This is a genomic window from Seohaeicola zhoushanensis (assembly GCF_014656415.1).
GTDB classification, from domain to species: domain Bacteria; phylum Pseudomonadota; class Alphaproteobacteria; order Rhodobacterales; family Rhodobacteraceae; genus Seohaeicola_A; species Seohaeicola_A zhoushanensis.
Genome location: NZ_BNCJ01000040.1, coordinates 1,559 through 17,466, shown reverse-complemented (window position 1 = coordinate 17,466; position 15,908 = coordinate 1,559). Strand labels below are relative to the sequence as shown.

General features: G+C 66.8%; 16 protein-coding genes. 6 read left to right on the top strand and 10 right to left on the bottom strand.

What is annotated here, in order from left to right:
• Nucleotides 1–87: 87 nt before the first annotated feature.
• Together IE266_RS25830 and scpA are read right to left on the bottom strand one after the other, a co-directional pair.
• Nucleotides 88–570 (bottom strand): MAPEG family protein, encoded by a 483-nt coding sequence (locus IE266_RS25830; protein ID WP_189683027.1) that lies wholly within the window; start codon nucleotides 568–570, stop codon nucleotides 88–90.
• Between the two features lie 11 nt (nucleotides 571–581).
• Nucleotides 582–2,708: a methylmalonyl-CoA mutase gene (gene scpA / locus IE266_RS25825; protein ID WP_189683026.1), complete on the bottom strand. Its 2,127-nt coding sequence runs from the start codon at nucleotides 2,706–2,708 to the stop codon at nucleotides 582–584.
• A 174-nt stretch (nucleotides 2,709–2,882) separates the two neighbouring features.
• On the opposite strand from scpA, the gene IE266_RS25820 reads away from it, so the two are divergent.
• Complete coding sequence (locus tag IE266_RS25820; RefSeq protein WP_189683025.1) at nucleotides 2,883–3,314, top strand: DUF4174 domain-containing protein; 432 nt, start codon at nucleotides 2,883–2,885, stop codon at nucleotides 3,312–3,314.
• An 88-nt stretch (nucleotides 3,315–3,402) separates the two neighbouring features.
• Here IE266_RS25820 and IE266_RS25815 read toward each other — a convergent pair whose 3' ends face one another.
• From IE266_RS25815 to IE266_RS25785, 7 genes are all read right to left on the bottom strand, one after another.
• Nucleotides 3,403–5,403 carry an acetyl-CoA carboxylase biotin carboxylase subunit gene (locus IE266_RS25815; RefSeq protein WP_189683024.1) on the bottom strand — a complete coding sequence of 667 codons (2,001 nt, stop codon included), beginning with the start codon at nucleotides 5,401–5,403 and terminating at the stop codon, nucleotides 3,403–3,405.
• Nucleotides 5,404–5,526: 123 nt separating this feature from the next.
• The gene (locus IE266_RS25810) at nucleotides 5,527–5,742 is read right to left on the bottom strand and encodes a hypothetical protein (RefSeq protein ID WP_189683023.1); all 216 of its coding nucleotides are present in this window, start codon (nucleotides 5,740–5,742) and stop codon (nucleotides 5,527–5,529) included.
• Nucleotides 5,743–6,118: 376 nt separating this feature from the next.
• Nucleotides 6,119–6,466, bottom strand: coding sequence for a hypothetical protein (locus IE266_RS25805; RefSeq protein ID WP_189683022.1), 348 nt, complete (start codon nucleotides 6,464–6,466; stop codon nucleotides 6,119–6,121).
• Nucleotides 6,467–6,529: 63 nt separating this feature from the next.
• The gene (locus IE266_RS25800; RefSeq protein WP_189683021.1) at nucleotides 6,530–6,670 is read right to left on the bottom strand and encodes a hypothetical protein; all 141 of its coding nucleotides are present in this window, start codon (nucleotides 6,668–6,670) and stop codon (nucleotides 6,530–6,532) included.
• Between the two features lie 211 nt (nucleotides 6,671–6,881).
• Complete coding sequence (locus IE266_RS25795) at nucleotides 6,882–7,244, bottom strand: DUF6497 family protein (protein WP_308434623.1); 363 nt, start codon at nucleotides 7,242–7,244, stop codon at nucleotides 6,882–6,884.
• Between the two features lie 122 nt (nucleotides 7,245–7,366).
• Nucleotides 7,367–7,765: a cupin domain-containing protein gene (locus IE266_RS25790; RefSeq protein WP_229864500.1), complete on the bottom strand. Its 399-nt coding sequence runs from the start codon at nucleotides 7,763–7,765 to the stop codon at nucleotides 7,367–7,369.
• A gap of 73 nt (nucleotides 7,766–7,838) precedes the next feature.
• On the bottom strand, nucleotides 7,839–9,371 hold the full coding sequence (locus IE266_RS25785) for an acyl-CoA carboxylase subunit beta (RefSeq protein ID WP_189683019.1): 1,533 nt from the start codon (nucleotides 9,369–9,371) through the stop codon (nucleotides 7,839–7,841).
• Between the two features lie 211 nt (nucleotides 9,372–9,582).
• Here IE266_RS25785 and IE266_RS25780 point away from each other — a divergent pair, with 211 nt between their 5' ends.
• A complete protein-coding gene (locus tag IE266_RS25780) occupies nucleotides 9,583–10,797 on the top strand; it encodes a multidrug effflux MFS transporter (protein WP_189683018.1) in 1,215 nt (404 codons plus the stop codon).
• 17 nt (nucleotides 10,798–10,814) lie between these two features.
• Here IE266_RS25780 and IE266_RS25775 read toward each other — a convergent pair whose 3' ends face one another.
• Nucleotides 10,815–11,441, bottom strand: coding sequence for an NYN domain-containing protein (locus IE266_RS25775; RefSeq protein WP_189683017.1), 627 nt, complete (start codon nucleotides 11,439–11,441; stop codon nucleotides 10,815–10,817).
• Between the two features lie 204 nt (nucleotides 11,442–11,645).
• Here IE266_RS25775 and IE266_RS25770 point away from each other — a divergent pair, with 204 nt between their 5' ends.
• The 4 genes from IE266_RS25770 (at nucleotide 11,646) to IE266_RS25755 (ending at nucleotide 15,892) form a co-directional block, all read left to right on the top strand.
• Nucleotides 11,646–13,034: a helix-turn-helix domain-containing protein gene (locus tag IE266_RS25770; RefSeq protein ID WP_189683016.1), complete on the top strand. Its 1,389-nt coding sequence runs from the start codon at nucleotides 11,646–11,648 to the stop codon at nucleotides 13,032–13,034.
• Nucleotides 13,035–13,102: 68 nt separating this feature from the next.
• Nucleotides 13,103–14,476: an aspartate aminotransferase family protein gene (locus tag IE266_RS25765; RefSeq protein ID WP_189683015.1), complete on the top strand. Its 1,374-nt coding sequence runs from the start codon at nucleotides 13,103–13,105 to the stop codon at nucleotides 14,474–14,476.
• A 67-nt stretch (nucleotides 14,477–14,543) separates the two neighbouring features.
• Nucleotides 14,544–15,410, top strand: a complete 867-nt coding sequence (locus IE266_RS25760) for an FAD binding domain-containing protein (protein WP_189683014.1) — start codon at nucleotides 14,544–14,546, stop codon at nucleotides 15,408–15,410.
• Nucleotides 15,411–15,412: 2 nt separating this feature from the next.
• The gene (locus IE266_RS25755) at nucleotides 15,413–15,892 is read left to right on the top strand and encodes a (2Fe-2S)-binding protein (RefSeq protein ID WP_189683013.1); all 480 of its coding nucleotides are present in this window, start codon (nucleotides 15,413–15,415) and stop codon (nucleotides 15,890–15,892) included.
• Nucleotides 15,893–15,908 lie beyond the last annotated feature (16 nt).

Genomic DNA, 15,908 nt, shown 5'->3' with positions numbered 1-15,908 from the left:
ATCCGCGACGGCACCGACTTCGCCGCAACGGCGTGAAAAAATACAGTTGCCGGAGATATTTGGAAAGAAGAGAAATCAGGGGCGCGGTCAGAGCCAGACGGCCAGCGACCAGAGGGCGGCGAGCGCGGTGGTGTAGAAGGTGGCCGCGAAGCCGAAGGCGCGCAGCGGCGGCGCGGCGTGGTAGCCGAGCCAGAAGGCGATCCGCGAGAGGGCGAAGGCGAAGCCCAGCACCACCACCACCTGCCCGCCCAGGGTCAGCGCGACGAAGGGCCAGATCAGCAGCGCCAGCACCGCCTGTTCGGAGGTATTGGAGAGCACCCGCTGGTCGATCCAGGCGGGCGAGCCCTGCGGGAAATCCTCGCCGTCAATGATGTCATCGTCGAAGAAACGGCGCTGCGCCAGGCGGGCGATCATCAGCGTCATGACCAGACCGACCGGCGCCATGGCCAGCGGCACGCCGACCAGCGGCGTCATGAAGGCCAGACCGGCGCGCTGGGCGCCCCAGACCACGGCCAGCGCCCAGAGGGCGCCGCCCGCCATGCCGATCAGGATCCTGCCGCGTCTGTCCATTCAGCCCCGCCTTACCCCCGGGCGGCGCGGATCAGGCCCAGGATGTCTTCGGCCGCCTTGGGGATATTGGTCCCCGGACCGAAGATCGCCTTCACGCCGCGCTCGTAGAGATAGTCATAGTCCTGCTGCGGGATAACCCCGCCGCAGATCACGATGATATCGCCCGCGCCCTGATCCTTCAACGCCTGCACCAGCTGCGGAGCGAGCGTCTTGTGGCCGGCCGCCTGCGAGGAAATGCCGACGACGTGCACGTCGTTGTCGATGGCGTCCTGCGCCGCCTCTTCCGGGGTCTGGAACAGCGGGCCGACGTCGACGTCGAAACCGATGTCGGCGAAGGCGGTGGCGATGACCTTTGCCCCCCGGTCGTGGCCGTCCTGGCCCATCTTGACCACCAGCATCCGCGGGCGGCGCCCCTCGTCCTCGGCGAATTGCTCGACCGATTTCTGGATCGCGGCAAAGCCCTCGTCGCCCTCGTAGGCGGCGCCATAGACCCCGGCCAGGGTCTTCACCTCGGCGCGGTGCCGTCCGAATACCTTTTCCATCGCCATGCTGATCTCTCCCACAGTCGCCCGCGCCCGCGCGGCCTCGACCGCCGCCGCCAGCAGGTTGCCGCCCTCGGCGGCGACCCGGCTCACCTCGTCCAGCGCCGCCTGGCAGGCGGCCGCGTCGCGGCTGGCGCGCACGCGTTCGAGCCGGGCGATCTGCGAGGCGCGCACGGCGTCGTTGTCGATCTCGAGGATGTCGATCGGGTCTTCCTTGTCCTTGCGGTACTTGTTGACCCCGACGACCACCTCCTCGCCGCGGTCGATCATCGCCTGGCGGGTGGCGGCGGTTTCCTCGATGCGCAGCTTGGGCATCCCCGAGGCCACCGCCTTGGTCATGCCGCCCATCTCCTCGACCTCCTCGATCAGCGTCCACGCGGCTTCGGCCAGATCGTGGGTCAGCTTCTCGACGTAGTAGGATCCGGCGAGCGGGTCGACGACCTTGGTGACGCCGGTCTCCTCCTGCAGGATCAGCTGGGTGTTGCGGGCGATGCGGGCCGAGAAGTCGGTCGGCAGGGCGATCGCCTCGTCCAGCGCGTTGGTGTGCAGCGACTGAGTACCGCCGAGCACCGCGCTCATCGCCTCATAGGCGGTGCGGATCACGTTGTTGTAGGGATCCTGTTCCTGCAGCGACACGCCCGAGGTCTGGCAATGGGTGCGCAGCATCATCGACTTCGGATCCTTGGGCTGGAATTCCGACATGATGCGGTGCCAGAGCAGGCGGGCGGCGCGCAGCTTGGCGGCCTCCATGAAGAAGTTCATGCCGATGGCGAAGAAGAACGACAGCCGCCCGGCGAAGGCGTCGACATCCATGCCCCGCGCGATGGCGGTGCGCACGTATTCGCGCCCGTCGGCCAGCGTATAGGCGAGTTCCTGCACCAGGTTCGCCCCGGCCTCCTGCATGTGATAGCCCGAGATCGAGATCGAGTTGAACTTGGGCATCTCGTTCGCGGTATATTCGATGATGTCCGCGACGATCCGCATCGAGGGTTCGGGCGGATAGACATAGGTGTTGCGGACCATGAACTCCTTGAGGATGTCGTTCTGGATGGTCCCCGAAAGCACCTTGCGCGAATGGCCCTGCTCCTCGCCGGTGACGATGAAATTCGCCAGGATCGGGATCACCGCGCCGTTCATCGTCATCGAGACCGAGACCTTGTCCAGCGGGATGCCGTCGAAGAGGATCTTCATGTCCTCGACCGAGTCGATGGCCACGCCCGCCTTGCCGACGTCGCCGGTGACGCGGGGGTGGTCGCTGTCATAGCCGCGGTGGGTGGCGAGGTCGAAGGCCACCGAAACGCCCTGCTGCCCGGCGGCGAGGTTGCGGCGGTAGAAGGCGTTGCTCTCCTCGGCGGTCGAGAAGCCGGCATATTGCCGGATGGTCCAGGGCCGGCCGGCATACATCGTCGCCTTGACGCCGCGGGTGAAGGGCGCCTCGCCCGGCAGGGTGCCCAGATGCGGCAGGCCGGCGGTGTCCTCTTCGGTATAGAGCGGCGCGACGGGGATGCCTTCCAGCGTGTGCCAGGTCAGCGTGTCGGCCGAACGGCCGCGCATCTCGGCCTCGGCGGCCTTGCGCCAGGTGTCTTTCTTGCTCATGGCAATATCCTCTCGTCGGGTCGGGGGGCGCAGGGGCGCACCCCTGTCGGGTGCGGTTGCGGGCATGGGACGGGTCCGCGCGCGGCGCGGGGCGATAAACTTTTGTGCCGCATGGGCAAATCAATGGTCGCAGAGCCGGCCGGGGTGACTATATTCCACTCCACAGGAGGCCGAATGTTCCGCATCACCAGCATAGTTCTTGCCGCCGTCATGGCGGCCACGGCCTGGGCCGGCGAGCCCGAGGCGCTGATCCGCCCGGCGGGCGAGGCCGACCTGCCGGATTTCCTCTGGCAGGCGCGGCCCGTGGTGGTCTTTGCAGACACCGCCGAGGATCCGCGCTTCATCGAGCAGATGCAACTGCTCAACGAGAACGTCCCGGCGCTGGCCGACCGCGACGTGGTGGTGCTGACCGATACCGACCCGGCGGCGAAATCGCCGCTGCGCCAGCGGCTGCGGCCGCGCGGCTTCATGCTGGTGCTGGTCGGCAAGGACGGGCAGATCGAACTCAGGAAGCCGCTGCCCTGGACCGTGCGGGAAATCTCGCGCTCGATCGACAAGATGCCGATCCGCCAGCGCGAGGTCGAAGAGCGGCGGCTGAGCAACTGAGCGGGCGCAACGCGCGGCGTGCCAAGGGCTTTGCAAAGCCCTTGGCCGGTGCCAGGCCCGAAGGCTATGCCCGCCGCCCGTTCCACCCTTATTCGAACTCCATGATCACGTCGTCCACCGCCAGGCTGTCGCCCGGTGCGGCGTTGATCTTGACGACGCGGCCCTTGCGTTCGGCGCGCAGGATGTTCTCCATCTTCATCGCCTCGACGGTGCAGAGCGCCTGACCGTCCTGCACCTCGTCGCCCTCGGCCACGTTGACCTTCACGATCAGCCCCGGCATCGGGCAGAGCAGCAGCTTGGAGGTGTCCGGCGGCAGCTTCTCGGGCATCAGCTCGGCCAGCTCGGCCTGGCGCGGCGAGCGCACGTGCACCTTCAGGTCGGCCCCCCGCGTGCGGATGCGGAACCCGCCCGAGATCTTGCCGACCTTCAGCACCAGCGGCGCGCCGTCGACCAGCATCTCGGCCAGGCTCTTGCCCGGCGTCCAGGCGCCCTCGACCCGATGCGAGGCGCCATCGGCAAAGTGGATGGTCGCGCCCTTCGGATCGGCCTGCACTGACAGCGCATAGCGTTCGCCCTGCAGCGTGACGACCCAGTCGTCGCCCACCTTGCGCTCGTGGTTGTCCATCCGGCCCGAGACACGGGTGCGGCGGATCTCGCTCACCCGGTTCATCGCGGCGCAGGCGGCGGCGATGCGGCGCAGGTCGCCCGCACCCAGGGTCGCCCCCTCGAAGCCCTCGGGATATTCCTCGGCGATGAAGGCCGTGGTCATGTCGCCGCTGACGAACTTCGGGTGATCCATCACCGCCGACAGGAACGGCAGGTTATGCCCGATCCCCTCGACCTCGAAGCTGTCCAGCGCCACGCGCATCCGCTCGATCGCCTCGGCGCGGGTCGGCGCCCAGGTGCAGAGCTTGGCGATCATCGGGTCGTAATACATGCTGATCTCGCCGCCCTCGTAGACGCCGGTATCGTTGCGCACCACGTGGCTGGCCTTGGTCACCTCGGCCGGCGGGCGATAGCGGGTCAGCCGCCCGATCGACGGCAGGAAGCCGCGATAGGGATCTTCGGCGTAGAGACGGTTCTCGATGGCCCAGCCGTTGATCTTCAGGTCGGACTGCGCGAAGGGCAGCTTTTCACCATTGGCCACGCGGATCATCTGCTCGACCAGGTCGACGCCGGTGATGAGTTCGGTGACCGGGTGTTCCACCTGCAGGCGGGTGTTCATCTCGAGGAAATAGAAGTTGCGGTTACCGTCGACGATGAATTCCACCGTCCCGGCGCTGGCATAGCCCACCGCCTTGGCCAGCGCGACCGCCTGCTCGCCCATCGCCTTGCGGGTCGCCTCGTCCAGGAACGGCGAGGGCGCCTCTTCCACCACCTTCTGGTTGCGCCGCTGGATCGAGCATTCCCGCTCGTGCAGGTAGACGCCATTGCCATGGGTGTCGCAGAGCACCTGGATCTCGATGTGACGCGGCTGGGTGACGAACTTCTCGATGAAGATACGGTCATCGCCAAAGGACGAGGCCGCCTCGTTCTTGGACGACTGGAAGCCCTCGCGCGCCTCCTCGTCGTTCCAGGCGATCCGCATCCCCTTGCCGCCGCCGCCGGCAGAGGCCTTGATCATCACCGGATAGCCGATCTCGCCCGAGATCTTCACCGCCTCATCCGCATCGGCAATCAGACCCATGTAGCCCGGAACCGTCGAGACCCCGGCCTCCTGGGCGATCTTCTTCGAGGTGATCTTGTCGCCCATCGCCTCGATCGCGCCCACCGGCGGGCCGATGAAGGCGACACCGGCCTTCTCCAGCGCCTCGGCGAACTTGGGGTTCTCCGACAGGAAGCCATAGCCCGGGTGCACCGCCTCGGCGCCGGTCGCCTTGATCGCCGCCATCACCTTGTCGATGACGATATAGGACTGGTTCGCCGGCGGCGGGCCGATGTGCACCGCCTCGTCGGCCATCTGCACGTGCAGCGCGTTGCGGTCGGCGTCCGAGTAGATGGCAACCGTCTTGATCCCCATCTTGCGGGCCGTCTTGATGACGCGGCAGGCGATCTCGCCCCGGTTGGCGATCAGGATTTTCTTGAACATGGATCGTCCTTCGTCTGGAAGATGCGGAAATGCAAAACGCCGCCTCCGGGGAAATTCCCGGAAACGGCGTCTTTGAGTGGTGGTCTTTGGAGTGCGGCGCTCAGAGCGCCGCTGTCACGGGCCTCAGCAGCGGCCCGGATTCTTCTGGCAGTAGAGCAGGTTCGCACCGGCACCGACCGCCGCGCCGGCGACCAGGTTGCCGTCGAGGATTGCCGCGGTGCCCATGCCGAGGGCCCCGCCATAGAGACCCTGTTCCAGCGGGTCATCGCCACAGGCCGCAAGGCCGCCGGCGAGAGCGAGAACCAGGGAAGCTCGAATGAGATATGCGCTACGCAGCATGAGGGTTTTCCTTCGGTTTTTATTTGGCTCGATGGAAGAACCCATGAACGGTTTTGCCGGTTCCGCAAGAGGATGCCGTTTTCCTGAGCGTTTTGAGCAAGAAAACGCGCAGAAACGGACCCGGTTTCAGGCTCGGGGCGCATGCGGCCGGCGAAGAAAGTACCGGGCAGGAAACAGGTAGTCCTGTCCTGCCCGGCAAGGGAAGGGGTACGGATTGTCGGAAGATGACCGAAGCTGGGGCAACCGGCCTCTTCCTTCGGTCCGACCTTGTACGACACGGAAAGCCCCGCCAAGACCGACGCGACGGCGGGCCGCGCATCAGCCGGAAAGCGCCCAAATGCGGGAACGCCGGGCAGGGTTTTGCCGATCGCGGGCGTCATTCGTCGAAGACCTCCGGGAAAGAGGCCCGCGCCACATCCGCGTCGATGCGCAGCAGCGCCTCGTAGCTCACCGGGTCGAAGGGCTCTTCCGCCGGCACCACCTCGCGCCCGAACAGCCAGCTCAGCCGGCCGGCGTCGAGATTGCCGCGCTCGAAGGGCTCCTCGCCGAAATGGTTCCAGAGCGCCGCCATGAAATACAGGTCGGCCTGCCGGTCGGCATAGCGGCGGTCCTTGAACCGCGCGCGCTCGATCAGCGGGGTGATGCCGCGCGGGTTGGCCCGGCGGATGACGAACTGGAAATCGGTGCCGGGCTGGCGCCCGGGAAAGCCGCGGTGCTTCAGCATGGGGCAAGCCCCCCGCCCGCGGCGATGGGCAGGACCGGCCGCACGGCCGGTCCTGCGCCGGTTTTACTTGTACTTGCCGGTAAAGACCGGTTCGGTCGAGATCGGCTCGGGCTGGACCACGACGTAATCGTCACGGGTGTTGCCGCAGGCGGCAACCAGGCCGCCAAAGCCGACGAGGGCCGCGAAAAGGATCGCTTTCGACATGCGTTTCTCCTGCTTGTTTCTTGTTTTCCGGGGCCTTGTGACCTCGGCTGCCTCATGTTTTCGGGCACCGCCACGGGGCGGCTCCCGGCCAGGAGAATAGCCCAATGGCGGGGCGAAGTGTATCCGCCCCCCGTGCGATGGGCGATTTGTGACCGCAAAGCATCAGCGCGCGCGGGGCGGCCGGCGGTCAGGTCAAGATCTTGTGGACGCATCAGAACTCCTCCCAGATGCAGCGACCGTCCTCGGGCCGGAAGGCCTCGAAGAACTGCGTCGCCTCGGGGGCGGACTCGCCGAAGGCGACGTCGCGGTCCATCAGCGAAATCACGATGCGGGCGGCGCTCAGCCCCTGTTCGGTCATGTAGGGCAACGCCAGCGCGTTGCAGAGATGCTCCATGTCCACCGAAGCGGTCGCGCCGTCAATGCGTCCTCCGTCGCGCGCGATCTCGGGAGCGAGAAAGCGGAACCGCAGCCAGATCTCGCCCGGCGCGTCGTCGATCACGATCTGGGAAAGGCTCACCGGCTGCTCCGAAGGCACGGTGATAAGCGGCTGCGCCTGCGCGCCGGCCGCCAGCATCGTCAGCACTGTTCCCAGGATAATGCCGCGGCCCCGACCCCTCCCTCGCGGGCGAGCTCCTCCTGTCGGGGCCGCAGGCGCGACGCCAAGGCTTCGCGCAAACCGATTAACGCCACGTAAAGTCATGGCGCTGATTCGTCCAGCGTCTCGAATGTTGCCGGAGAGACGATTTCAAGCAACTCCAAATTGTCAGAATGTCGCACCTCGCGGTGCTTGATCCCCGGCGGCTGCAAGACGCAGGATCCGGCGCGCAGCACGTGCTCGCCCTGCCCCTCGTATTCGAAGACCACCCAGCCCTGGGTGACATAGACCATCTGGAAGTCGAGGTCGTGGCTGTGCCAGGCGCCCGGGCTCTCCATCCCCGGCACCGCGCGGATCACATGCGCCCCGAACTTGCCCCCCGTCGCCTCGGCGATGCCGAGCTGGCGGTATTCAAAGAAGGCCCGCAGGCCGCGCCCCTCGAACTTGCCGTCATCGGCATGGGAAATGGTGAAGGCCTGGTTCTTCCACATCTGGTTCATCGCATCCTCCGTAGGGCGGGGTTTACCCCGCCATGCCCGTGCGGCGGGGTAAACCCCGCCCTACGATGTCAGGTCACAGCGGAATATTGTCGTGCTTCTTCCAAGGGTTGCTCAGCTGCTTGTTGCGCAGCGAGGCAAAGGCCCGGCTCACCCGCCGCCGCGTCGAATGCGGCATGATCACCTCGTCGATGAACCCCTTCTCGGCCGCCACGAAGGGGTTGGCGAAACGGTCCTCGTATTCCTTCGTCCGCGCCGCGATCTTCTCCGGGTCACCCAGGTCCGCACGATAGATGATCTCGGTCGCGCCCTTGGCGCCCATCACCGCGATCTCTGCCGTCGGCCAGGCATAGTTGAAATCGCCGCGCAGGTGCTTCGAGGCCATCACGTCATAGGCGCCGCCATAGGCCTTGCGGGTGATCACCGTGACCTTCGGCACCGTCGCCTCGCCATAGGCGAAGAGCAGCTTGGCGCCGTGCTTGATGACCCCGCCGTATTCCTGGCTGGTGCCCGGCAGGAAGCCCGGCACGTCCACGAAGGTCAGGATCGGGATCTCGAAGCAGTCGCAGAAGCGCACGAACCGCGCCGCCTTGCGGCTGCTGTCGATGTCGAGACAGCCCGCCAGCACCATCGGCTGGTTCGCCACCACGCCCACCGTCTGCCCTTCCAGGCGGATGAAGCCGGTGATGATGTTCTTGGCGTAGTCTTCCTGGATCTCGTAGAAATCGCCCTCGTCGGCGACCTTCAGGATCAGTTCCTTCATGTCGTAGGGCTGGTTCGGGTTGTCCGGGATCAGCGTGTCGAGGCTATTCTCCACCCGGCCCGGCTCGTCGAAGAAGGGCCGCACCGGCGGCTTCTCGCGGTTGTTGAGCGGCAGGAAGTCGACCAGCCGGCGCACCTCGGCCATGGCCTCGACGTCGTTCTCGAAGGCGCCATCGGCAACCGAGCTTTTCTTGGTATGGGTCGAGGCGCCGCCAAGCTCCTCGGCGGTCACCACCTCGTTCGTCACCGTCTTCACCACGTCGGGGCCGGTCACGAACATGTAGGAACTATCCTTCACCATGAAGATGAAGTCGGTCATCGCCGGGCTATAGACCGCGCCGCCGGCGCAGGGGCCCATGATGACGGAAATCTGCGGCACCACGCCCGAGGCCATGATGTTGCGCTGGAACACGTCGGCATATCCGGCGAGCGAGGCCACGCCCTCCTGGATCCGCGCCCCGCCCGAGTCGTTCAAACCGATCACCGGCGCGCCGTTCTGCACCGCCATGTCCATGATCTTGCAGATCTTCTGCGCATGGGTTTCCGAGAGCGAGCCGCCGAAGACAGTGAAGTCCTGGCTGAACACATAGACCATGCGCCCGTTGACCGTGCCCCAGCCGGTGACCACGCCGTCGCCTGCGGGGCGGCTCTTCTCCATCCCGAAATCGGTGCAGCGGTGCGCGACGAACATGTCGAACTCCTCGAAGCTGCCCTCGTCGAGCAACAGGTCGATCCGCTCGCGCGCGGTCAGCTTGCCGCGCTTGTGCTGCGCGTCGATCCGGGCCTGCCCCCCGCCCAGTCGGGCGTCGGCGCGGCGGTTCTCAAGCTCGGTCAGGATGTCTTTCATCGACGTGGCTCCCCTGTAAGATTGCGCGACCATAATGCTGCACGCGCGGCACCCAAAGCGAAATTTGGCAAATTTGCAATTACTTCAGTTTGCTAACGGCAATTTTTGCAAATACGCAAATCCACACCCCACACTGCCATGAGCGCTCAAATCCATGCTCCGCTGCAACAGCGCGATGGACAATTCACATGGCAAGGACTAGCTCCGTTCCATGACCGATGCTCCGAATGTCCGGTTTCTCGACCGCAGGACGGCCCCCCACACAAGCACCCTAGTGCTGCTGACCAGCCTGTCGGCCCTGGCCATGAACATTTTCCTGCCCAGCCTGCCGGGCATGACCGAGTATTTCCACGCCGATTACCGCCTGCTCCAGCTCTCGGTCGCGCTCTTCCTGATGTGCAACGCGCTGCTGCAGATCGCCATCGGCCCGATCTCCGACAGCCAGGGGCGGCGGCCGGTCATCCTCGGGGGGATCCTGCTGTTCGGGCTGGCGACGCTGGGCTGCATCTTCGCCCCCACGGCCGAGGTCTTCCTCGCCTTCCGCATGTGCCAGGCGGTCATCGCCGTGGCCATGGTGCTGACCCGCGCCGCGGTGCGCGACCTCTACACGCAGGACGAGGCGGCCAGCAAGATCGGCTATATTACGATGGGCATGGCGGTGGTGCCCATGCTCGGCCCGGCGGTCGGTGGCTTCCTCGACGAACACTTCGGCTGGCAGGCCAACTTCTGGCTGCTGCTGGCGCTGGCCGCCATGGCCTATGCGCTCACCTACTACGACTTCGGCGAGACCAAGACCCGCAGCGGCAAGTCCATGCTGGCGCAGTTCCGCGAATATCCCGAACTGCTCCGCTCGCCCCGGTTCTGGGGCTACACCATGGCAAGCTCCTTCTCCTCGGGGGCCTTCTACGCCTACCTTGGTGGCGCACCCTATGTCGGAACCGAGGTCTTCGGGCTGGAGCCGACGCAACTCGGCCTCTTCTTCGGGATGCCGGCCATCGGATATTTTGCAGGCAATTACCTCACCGGCCGTTTCGCGATGCGCGTCGGAGTCAACCTGATGGTCCTCTGGGGCGGGCTGCTGATCAGTATCGGGATGGCAATGTCGCTGGCCGTCTCCGCGGCCGGCTTCGGGTCGGCACAGAGCTTCTTCGGCTTCATGGTCTTCGTCGGCCTGGGCAACGGGCTCGCCATCGCCAACGGCACCGCCGGCGCGCTCTCGGTGCGCCCGCACCTGGCCGGCACCGCCTCGGGCCTCTCGGGCGCCATCATGCTGGGCGGCGGCGCCGGCCTCAGCGCCCTCGCCGGCGCCATGCTGAGCCCCGGCAGCGGCGAGATGCCCCTGCTCTGGATCATGTTCCTGACCGGCGTGATGAGCGTCATCTCGATGCTGCTGGTCATCCGCCGCGAGCGTCGCCTGCGGCTGTGAGGGCCTTGCCTCTTGGGTCAGGCCCACTCAAGGGGTTTGGGAAAGCGCACCCCGCCCTTTCCTATCACAGGATCTGGGAACTGGCAGCGTCCCAATATTGACGGGTTGGCGTGGCGAATGAAACTGGTCACCGCCCGGTGCTTCTTTCCCGGTCGTGACGCGTCGAGCCAACCAACTCCAACGACCTTCTTGAGATCCTGCGTCACGACCCTGAGTGGCTCGATCAGGTCTGTGTCCTGAGAAAGCACCAGGGCGACATCGAACCTCTCCCGAAACGCATCATACAGGAGGTGCGTCGCCAGGTTCACATCCGAGCCCTTTTCTTCGGTATCGTGAACTCGAACGAATATGTGCTCCTGCCCCACCAGAGGTCGGGTTTTCTCCTTGGGTAGGAACCGGCCCTTGTGAACGCTCAGGTTTGGCAGCGTCCTCAGCGCCCGCATATAGGCCTGCTGCCGCTGAGGCGCGCCAGCATCACCCGCACGGGGACTTACATCGGCCGTGAAATACCTGATTGCTTCGATGGTGTCGCTTGGATCGAGAAGCTCGGCCGCCAAGGCATGAACGTCGAGCCATTTGAATCTCGTCCCCTTCAGGGCACGATAATATAAATTGAAGCCGTCAATATAGACGCAAGCCCTCAAATGCTCTCCAGATACAGCAAGAGCCGCCGGGCTTGCGCCCTAACGGCCCTTGAACTGGCAGCCGAAGCCGCCAGCCGGTATGAAATGAACATAGCTGTCTGCGCGCGAAAATTCAACCCACTCGGATCGGCCACCCCCAGACCGCTTGCCCGCCAAGGTTTGCAAACATATCCTGCGCGCAAAGCTAATCTGCAAAGGCGCGCCATGCCCGTTCAGAAACTCTATGCCGGCGCCAAGCTGCGGGAGATCCGCGGCCGTATCGGGCTGACCCAGAAGGACTTCGCCGCCAAGCTCGGCGTCTCGCTGCCCTATCTCAACCAGATGGAGAACAACAACCGCCCGGTCAGCACCACCGTCGTGCTGGCGATGGCGCAGGAGTTCGGCCTCGACGTCACCGAGCTGACCACCGGCGACAGCGAACGCCTGGTCAGCGACATGCGCGAGGCGTTGGCCGATGCGATCTTTGCCGATGCCATGCCGCCGCTGGCCGACCTGCGGCTGACCGCCTCGAACGCGCCTGCGATCGCCCGCGCCTTCCTTGAACTGCACCGCGCCTACCGCCGCACCCACGAACGCCTCGCCTCGCTGGACGAGGCGCTGGGGCGCGAGGATTCGCGGCTGATCGCCAGCCCCTGGGACGAGGTGCGCGACTTCTTCCACTACTGCGACAACTACATCGACGCCGTCGACCGCGCCGCCGAGGGGCTCGCCCCCGCGGGCAATATCGCCGAAGCCGCCCGCGCCCGGCTCGACGCGCGCGGCGTGCGGGTGGAACTGGCCGATACCGAGACGCTGCGCCGCTACGACCCGAAAGGGCGCGTGCTGCACCTCTCGGCGCGCGCCGCGGCACAGACCCAGACCTTCCAGATGCTGCTGCAACTGGCCCTGCTCGAACAGGACAAGCTGATCGAGGCCACGCTCGACCTCGCCCGCTTCCATTCCGACGAGGCCCGCTCCATCGCCAAGATCGGGCTGGCGAACTACTACGCCGGGGCCGCGCTGATGCCCTACCGCGCCTTCCTGGCGGCGGCGCAGGACTACCGCCACGACCTCGAACGCCTCGCCGCCCGCTTCGGTGCCTCGATCGAACAGGTAGCCCACCGCCTCTCGACCCTGCAGCGCCCCGGCGCCAAAGGACTGCCCTTCTTCTTCGTCCGCGTCGACCAGGCCGGCACCATCACCAAGCGGCACTCGGCCACCCGGCTGCAATTCGCCCGTTTCGGCGGCGCCTGCCCGCTCTGGAACGTCTACCGCGCCTTCGAGACGCCGGGCCGCTTCCTGCGCCAGCTGGCCGAAACCCCGGACGGCGTGCGCTACATCAACATCGCCCGCGACATCTCGAAATCCGGCGGCCGCTTCGGCGCGCCGGTGCGCCGCTATGCCATCGCCCTGGGGTGCGAGGTGCGCCACGCCCCGGCGCTGGTCTATGCCGACGGCCTCGACCTCGACAACGCCGCCACCTACGAACCGATCGGCGTCTCCTGCCGGATCTGCGAGCGGCGCAACTGCCACCAGCGGTCGGTCCCGCCGCTGGAACGCCGCCTCACCATCGACCCCGACGCCCGCGGAGTCCTGCCCTACGAGGTGGGCTGACCCCGCAGGCATGGCCAAGCAGGATGCAATCGCCTATTCCTTGCGAAGGCAACAGTCAGGAGGGAAAGATGCTGAGAAACGACCAGATCGACAAATGGGACCGCGACCACTTCCTGCATCCCTCGACCCACCTGGCCCAGCACGCCCGCGGCGAAAGCCCCAACCGGATCGTCCGCACCGCCTCGGGCGTCTTCATCGAGGACCGTGACGGCAACCGCTTGCTCGACGCCTTCGCCGGTCTCTACTGCGTCAACATCGGCTATGGCCGCCAGGAGGTGGCCGAGGCCATCGCCGAACAGGCCCGCGAACTGGCCTATTACCACGCCTACGCCGGCCACGGCACCGAGGCCTCGGTGACGCTGGCGCAGATGGTGCTGGAACGCGCCCCCAAGGGCATGTCGAAGGTCTACTTCGGCCTCGGCGGCTCGGACGCGAACGAGACCAACATCAAGCTGGTCTGGTATTACAACAACATCCTCGGCCGACCCGAAAAGAAGAAGATCATCTCGCGCTGGCGCGGCTACCACGGCTCGGGGCTGGTCACCGGCTCGCTCACCGGGCTCGAACTCTTCCACAAGAAATTCGACCTGCCGCTCGACGGCATCCTGCACACCACCTCGCCCTATTTCTACCGCCGGGCGGACCCGTCGCAGGACGAGGCCGCCTTCGTCGCGCAATGCGTCGCCGACCTCGAAGAGCTGATCGACCGCGAAGGCGCCGACACCATCGCCGCCTTCATCGGCGAGCCGCTGATGGGCACCGGCGGCATCGTGCCCCCGCCGAAAGGCTACTGGCCGGCGATCCAGGCCGTGCTCGACCGCCACGACATCCTGCTGATCGCCGACGAGGTCGTCACCGGCTTTGGCCGCCTCGGCACCATGTTCGGCTCGGACCACTACGGCATCCGCCCCGACATCATCACCATCGCCAAGGGCCTGACCTCGGCCTATGCGCCGCTCTCCGGCTCGATCGTCGGCGAGAAGGTCTGGAAGGGCCTGGAAAAGGGCACCGACGAGAATGGCGTGCTGGGCCACGGATGGACCTATTCCGCCCACCCCATCGGCGCGGCGGCCGGGGTGGCGAACCTCCAGCTGCTCGACAAGCTGAACCTGGTCGAGAATGCCGGCACCGTCGGCGCCTATCTCAACCAGTCCATGCGCGAGGCACTTGGCGATCACCCCAATGTCGGCGAGATCCGGGGCGACGGGATGCTCTGCGCGGTCGAATTGGTGGCCGACAGCGACACGCGGCGCTTCTTCGACGCAAGCGACAAGATCGGCATCCAGGTCTCGGCGGCGATGCTGGCCGATCACAAGGTCATCGCGCGGGCGATGCCACAGGGCGATATCATCGGCTTTGCCCCGCCCTTCTGCCTCACCCGCGCCGAGGCCGACAGCGTGGTCGCGGCCACGGCGGCGGCGGTGCGCAAGGTGCTGGGCTGAGCGAAGCGCGCTTGTCATTCCGCTCCGGGCTGCGCAAGACTGGCCCGGAGCAGCGGAGCCTGACGCCATGAACTTTGCCTCTCCCCGCACCATTGACGAGGCGGTGCGCCTGCTGGCCGGCGTGTCCGGCGCGGGCCATGTGCTCGCCGGCGGCACCGACCTCGTGGTGCAGATGACCGCCGGGCTGCGCAGCCCCGAGCTGGTGGTCGACATCAAGCACATCCCCGAGCTGACCGGGATCCGCGAGGATGCCGATGGCTTCCACCTCGGCGCGGCGGTCTGCGGCGCGGCGCTCTCGGAACATGCGGCGCTCAAGGCCACCTGGCCCGGCGTGGTCGAGGCCGTGGACCTGATCGGCTCGATGCAGGTGCAGTCGCGCGCCACGCCCGTCGGCAACCTCTGCAACGCCTCGCCCGCCGCCGACTCGTTGCCCGCGCTGATCGCTGCCGGGGCCGAGGTCAGCATCATCGGCCCCGAGGGCCCCCGCCGGGTGCCGGTGGCCGAGATCCCCGCCGGTCCGGGCCGCACGACGCTGAGGAAGGGCGAGGTCATCACCACGATCCACCTGCCGCCAAGGCCACCCCGCGCCGCCGACGCCTACCTGCGCTTCATCCCCCGCACCGAGATGGACATCGCCGTCGTGGGCAGCGGCGTGAACCTCGCCCTCGGCCCCGATGGCCGCATCGCCGCCGCCCGCGTGGCGCTTGGCGCCGTCGCCCCCACCGCGCGGCTGGTCCCCGAGGCCGGCGCGGCGCTGGTCGGAACCGCACTCGACGACACCGCGCTCGACGCCGCCACCGCCGCCGTCCGCGCCGCCTGCCAGCCGATCGACGACAAGCGCGGCACCGCCGAATATCGCACCAGGGTGGCCGGGGTGATCTTCCGCCGCGCCGCCGCCGCCGCGCTTGCGCGCGCCCGGGCCCGGAGCCTCTGACAATGGCCAAGATCCACGTCACCACCACGCTGAACGGGGTCGAGACCGAGTTTCTCGCCCGCCCTGAACAGACCCTGCTCGCCGTGCTGCGCGACGAGTTGCACCTGACCGGCACCAAGGAGGGCTGCGGCTCGGGCGACTGCGGCGCCTGCTCGGTCGAGGTCGACGGCCGCGTCACCTGTTCCTGCCTGATGCTCGCGGCCGAGGCCGAGGGCCGCTCGATCACAACCATCGAGGGCGTCGCCCAGGGCGGCGAGTTGCACCCGGTGCAGCGCCATTTCCTCGAGGAAGCCGCCCTGCAATGCGGCTTTTGCACGCCGGGCTTCATCGTCGCCGCCAAGAACCTGCTGGAGCGGAACAGCAACCCGACCGAAGAGCAGATCCGCTTCTGGCTCGCCGGCAACCTCTGCCGCTGCACCGGCTACGACAAGATCGTGCGCGCCGTGCAGGCCGCCGCGGCAGAGATGCGCGGCGAGAGCTGACACGGGCGGCGGGGGG

What these genes read in the sequence shown, in the direction of transcription:
- IE266_RS25830 (WP_189683027.1), bottom strand. Translation starts at nt 570, where the DNA reads ATGGACAGACGCGGCAGGATCCTGATCGGCATGGCGGGCGGCGCCCTC.
- scpA (WP_189683026.1), bottom strand. Translation starts at nt 2,708, where the DNA reads ATGAGCAAGAAAGACACCTGGCGCAAGGCCGCCGAGGCCGAGATGCGC.
- IE266_RS25820 (WP_189683025.1), top strand. Translation starts at nt 2,883, where the DNA reads ATGTTCCGCATCACCAGCATAGTTCTTGCCGCCGTCATGGCGGCCACG.
- IE266_RS25815 (WP_189683024.1), bottom strand. Translation starts at nt 5,403, where the DNA reads ATGTTCAAGAAAATCCTGATCGCCAACCGGGGCGAGATCGCCTGCCGC.
- IE266_RS25810 (WP_189683023.1), bottom strand. Translation starts at nt 5,742, where the DNA reads ATGCTGCGTAGCGCATATCTCATTCGAGCTTCCCTGGTTCTCGCTCTC.
- IE266_RS25805 (WP_189683022.1), bottom strand. Translation starts at nt 6,466, where the DNA reads ATGCTGAAGCACCGCGGCTTTCCCGGGCGCCAGCCCGGCACCGATTTC.
- IE266_RS25800 (WP_189683021.1), bottom strand. Translation starts at nt 6,670, where the DNA reads ATGTCGAAAGCGATCCTTTTCGCGGCCCTCGTCGGCTTTGGCGGCCTG.
- IE266_RS25795 (WP_308434623.1), bottom strand. Translation starts at nt 7,244, where the DNA reads ATGCTGGCGGCCGGCGCGCAGGCGCAGCCGCTTATCACCGTGCCTTCG.
- IE266_RS25790 (WP_229864500.1), bottom strand. Translation starts at nt 7,765, where the DNA reads ATGAACCAGATGTGGAAGAACCAGGCCTTCACCATTTCCCATGCCGAT.
- IE266_RS25785 (WP_189683019.1), bottom strand. Translation starts at nt 9,371, where the DNA reads ATGAAAGACATCCTGACCGAGCTTGAGAACCGCCGCGCCGACGCCCGA.
- IE266_RS25780 (WP_189683018.1), top strand. Translation starts at nt 9,583, where the DNA reads ATGACCGATGCTCCGAATGTCCGGTTTCTCGACCGCAGGACGGCCCCC.
- IE266_RS25770 (WP_189683016.1), top strand. Translation starts at nt 11,646, where the DNA reads ATGCCCGTTCAGAAACTCTATGCCGGCGCCAAGCTGCGGGAGATCCGC.
- IE266_RS25765 (WP_189683015.1), top strand. Translation starts at nt 13,103, where the DNA reads ATGCTGAGAAACGACCAGATCGACAAATGGGACCGCGACCACTTCCTG.
- IE266_RS25760 (WP_189683014.1), top strand. Translation starts at nt 14,544, where the DNA reads ATGAACTTTGCCTCTCCCCGCACCATTGACGAGGCGGTGCGCCTGCTG.
- IE266_RS25755 (WP_189683013.1), top strand. Translation starts at nt 15,413, where the DNA reads ATGGCCAAGATCCACGTCACCACCACGCTGAACGGGGTCGAGACCGAG.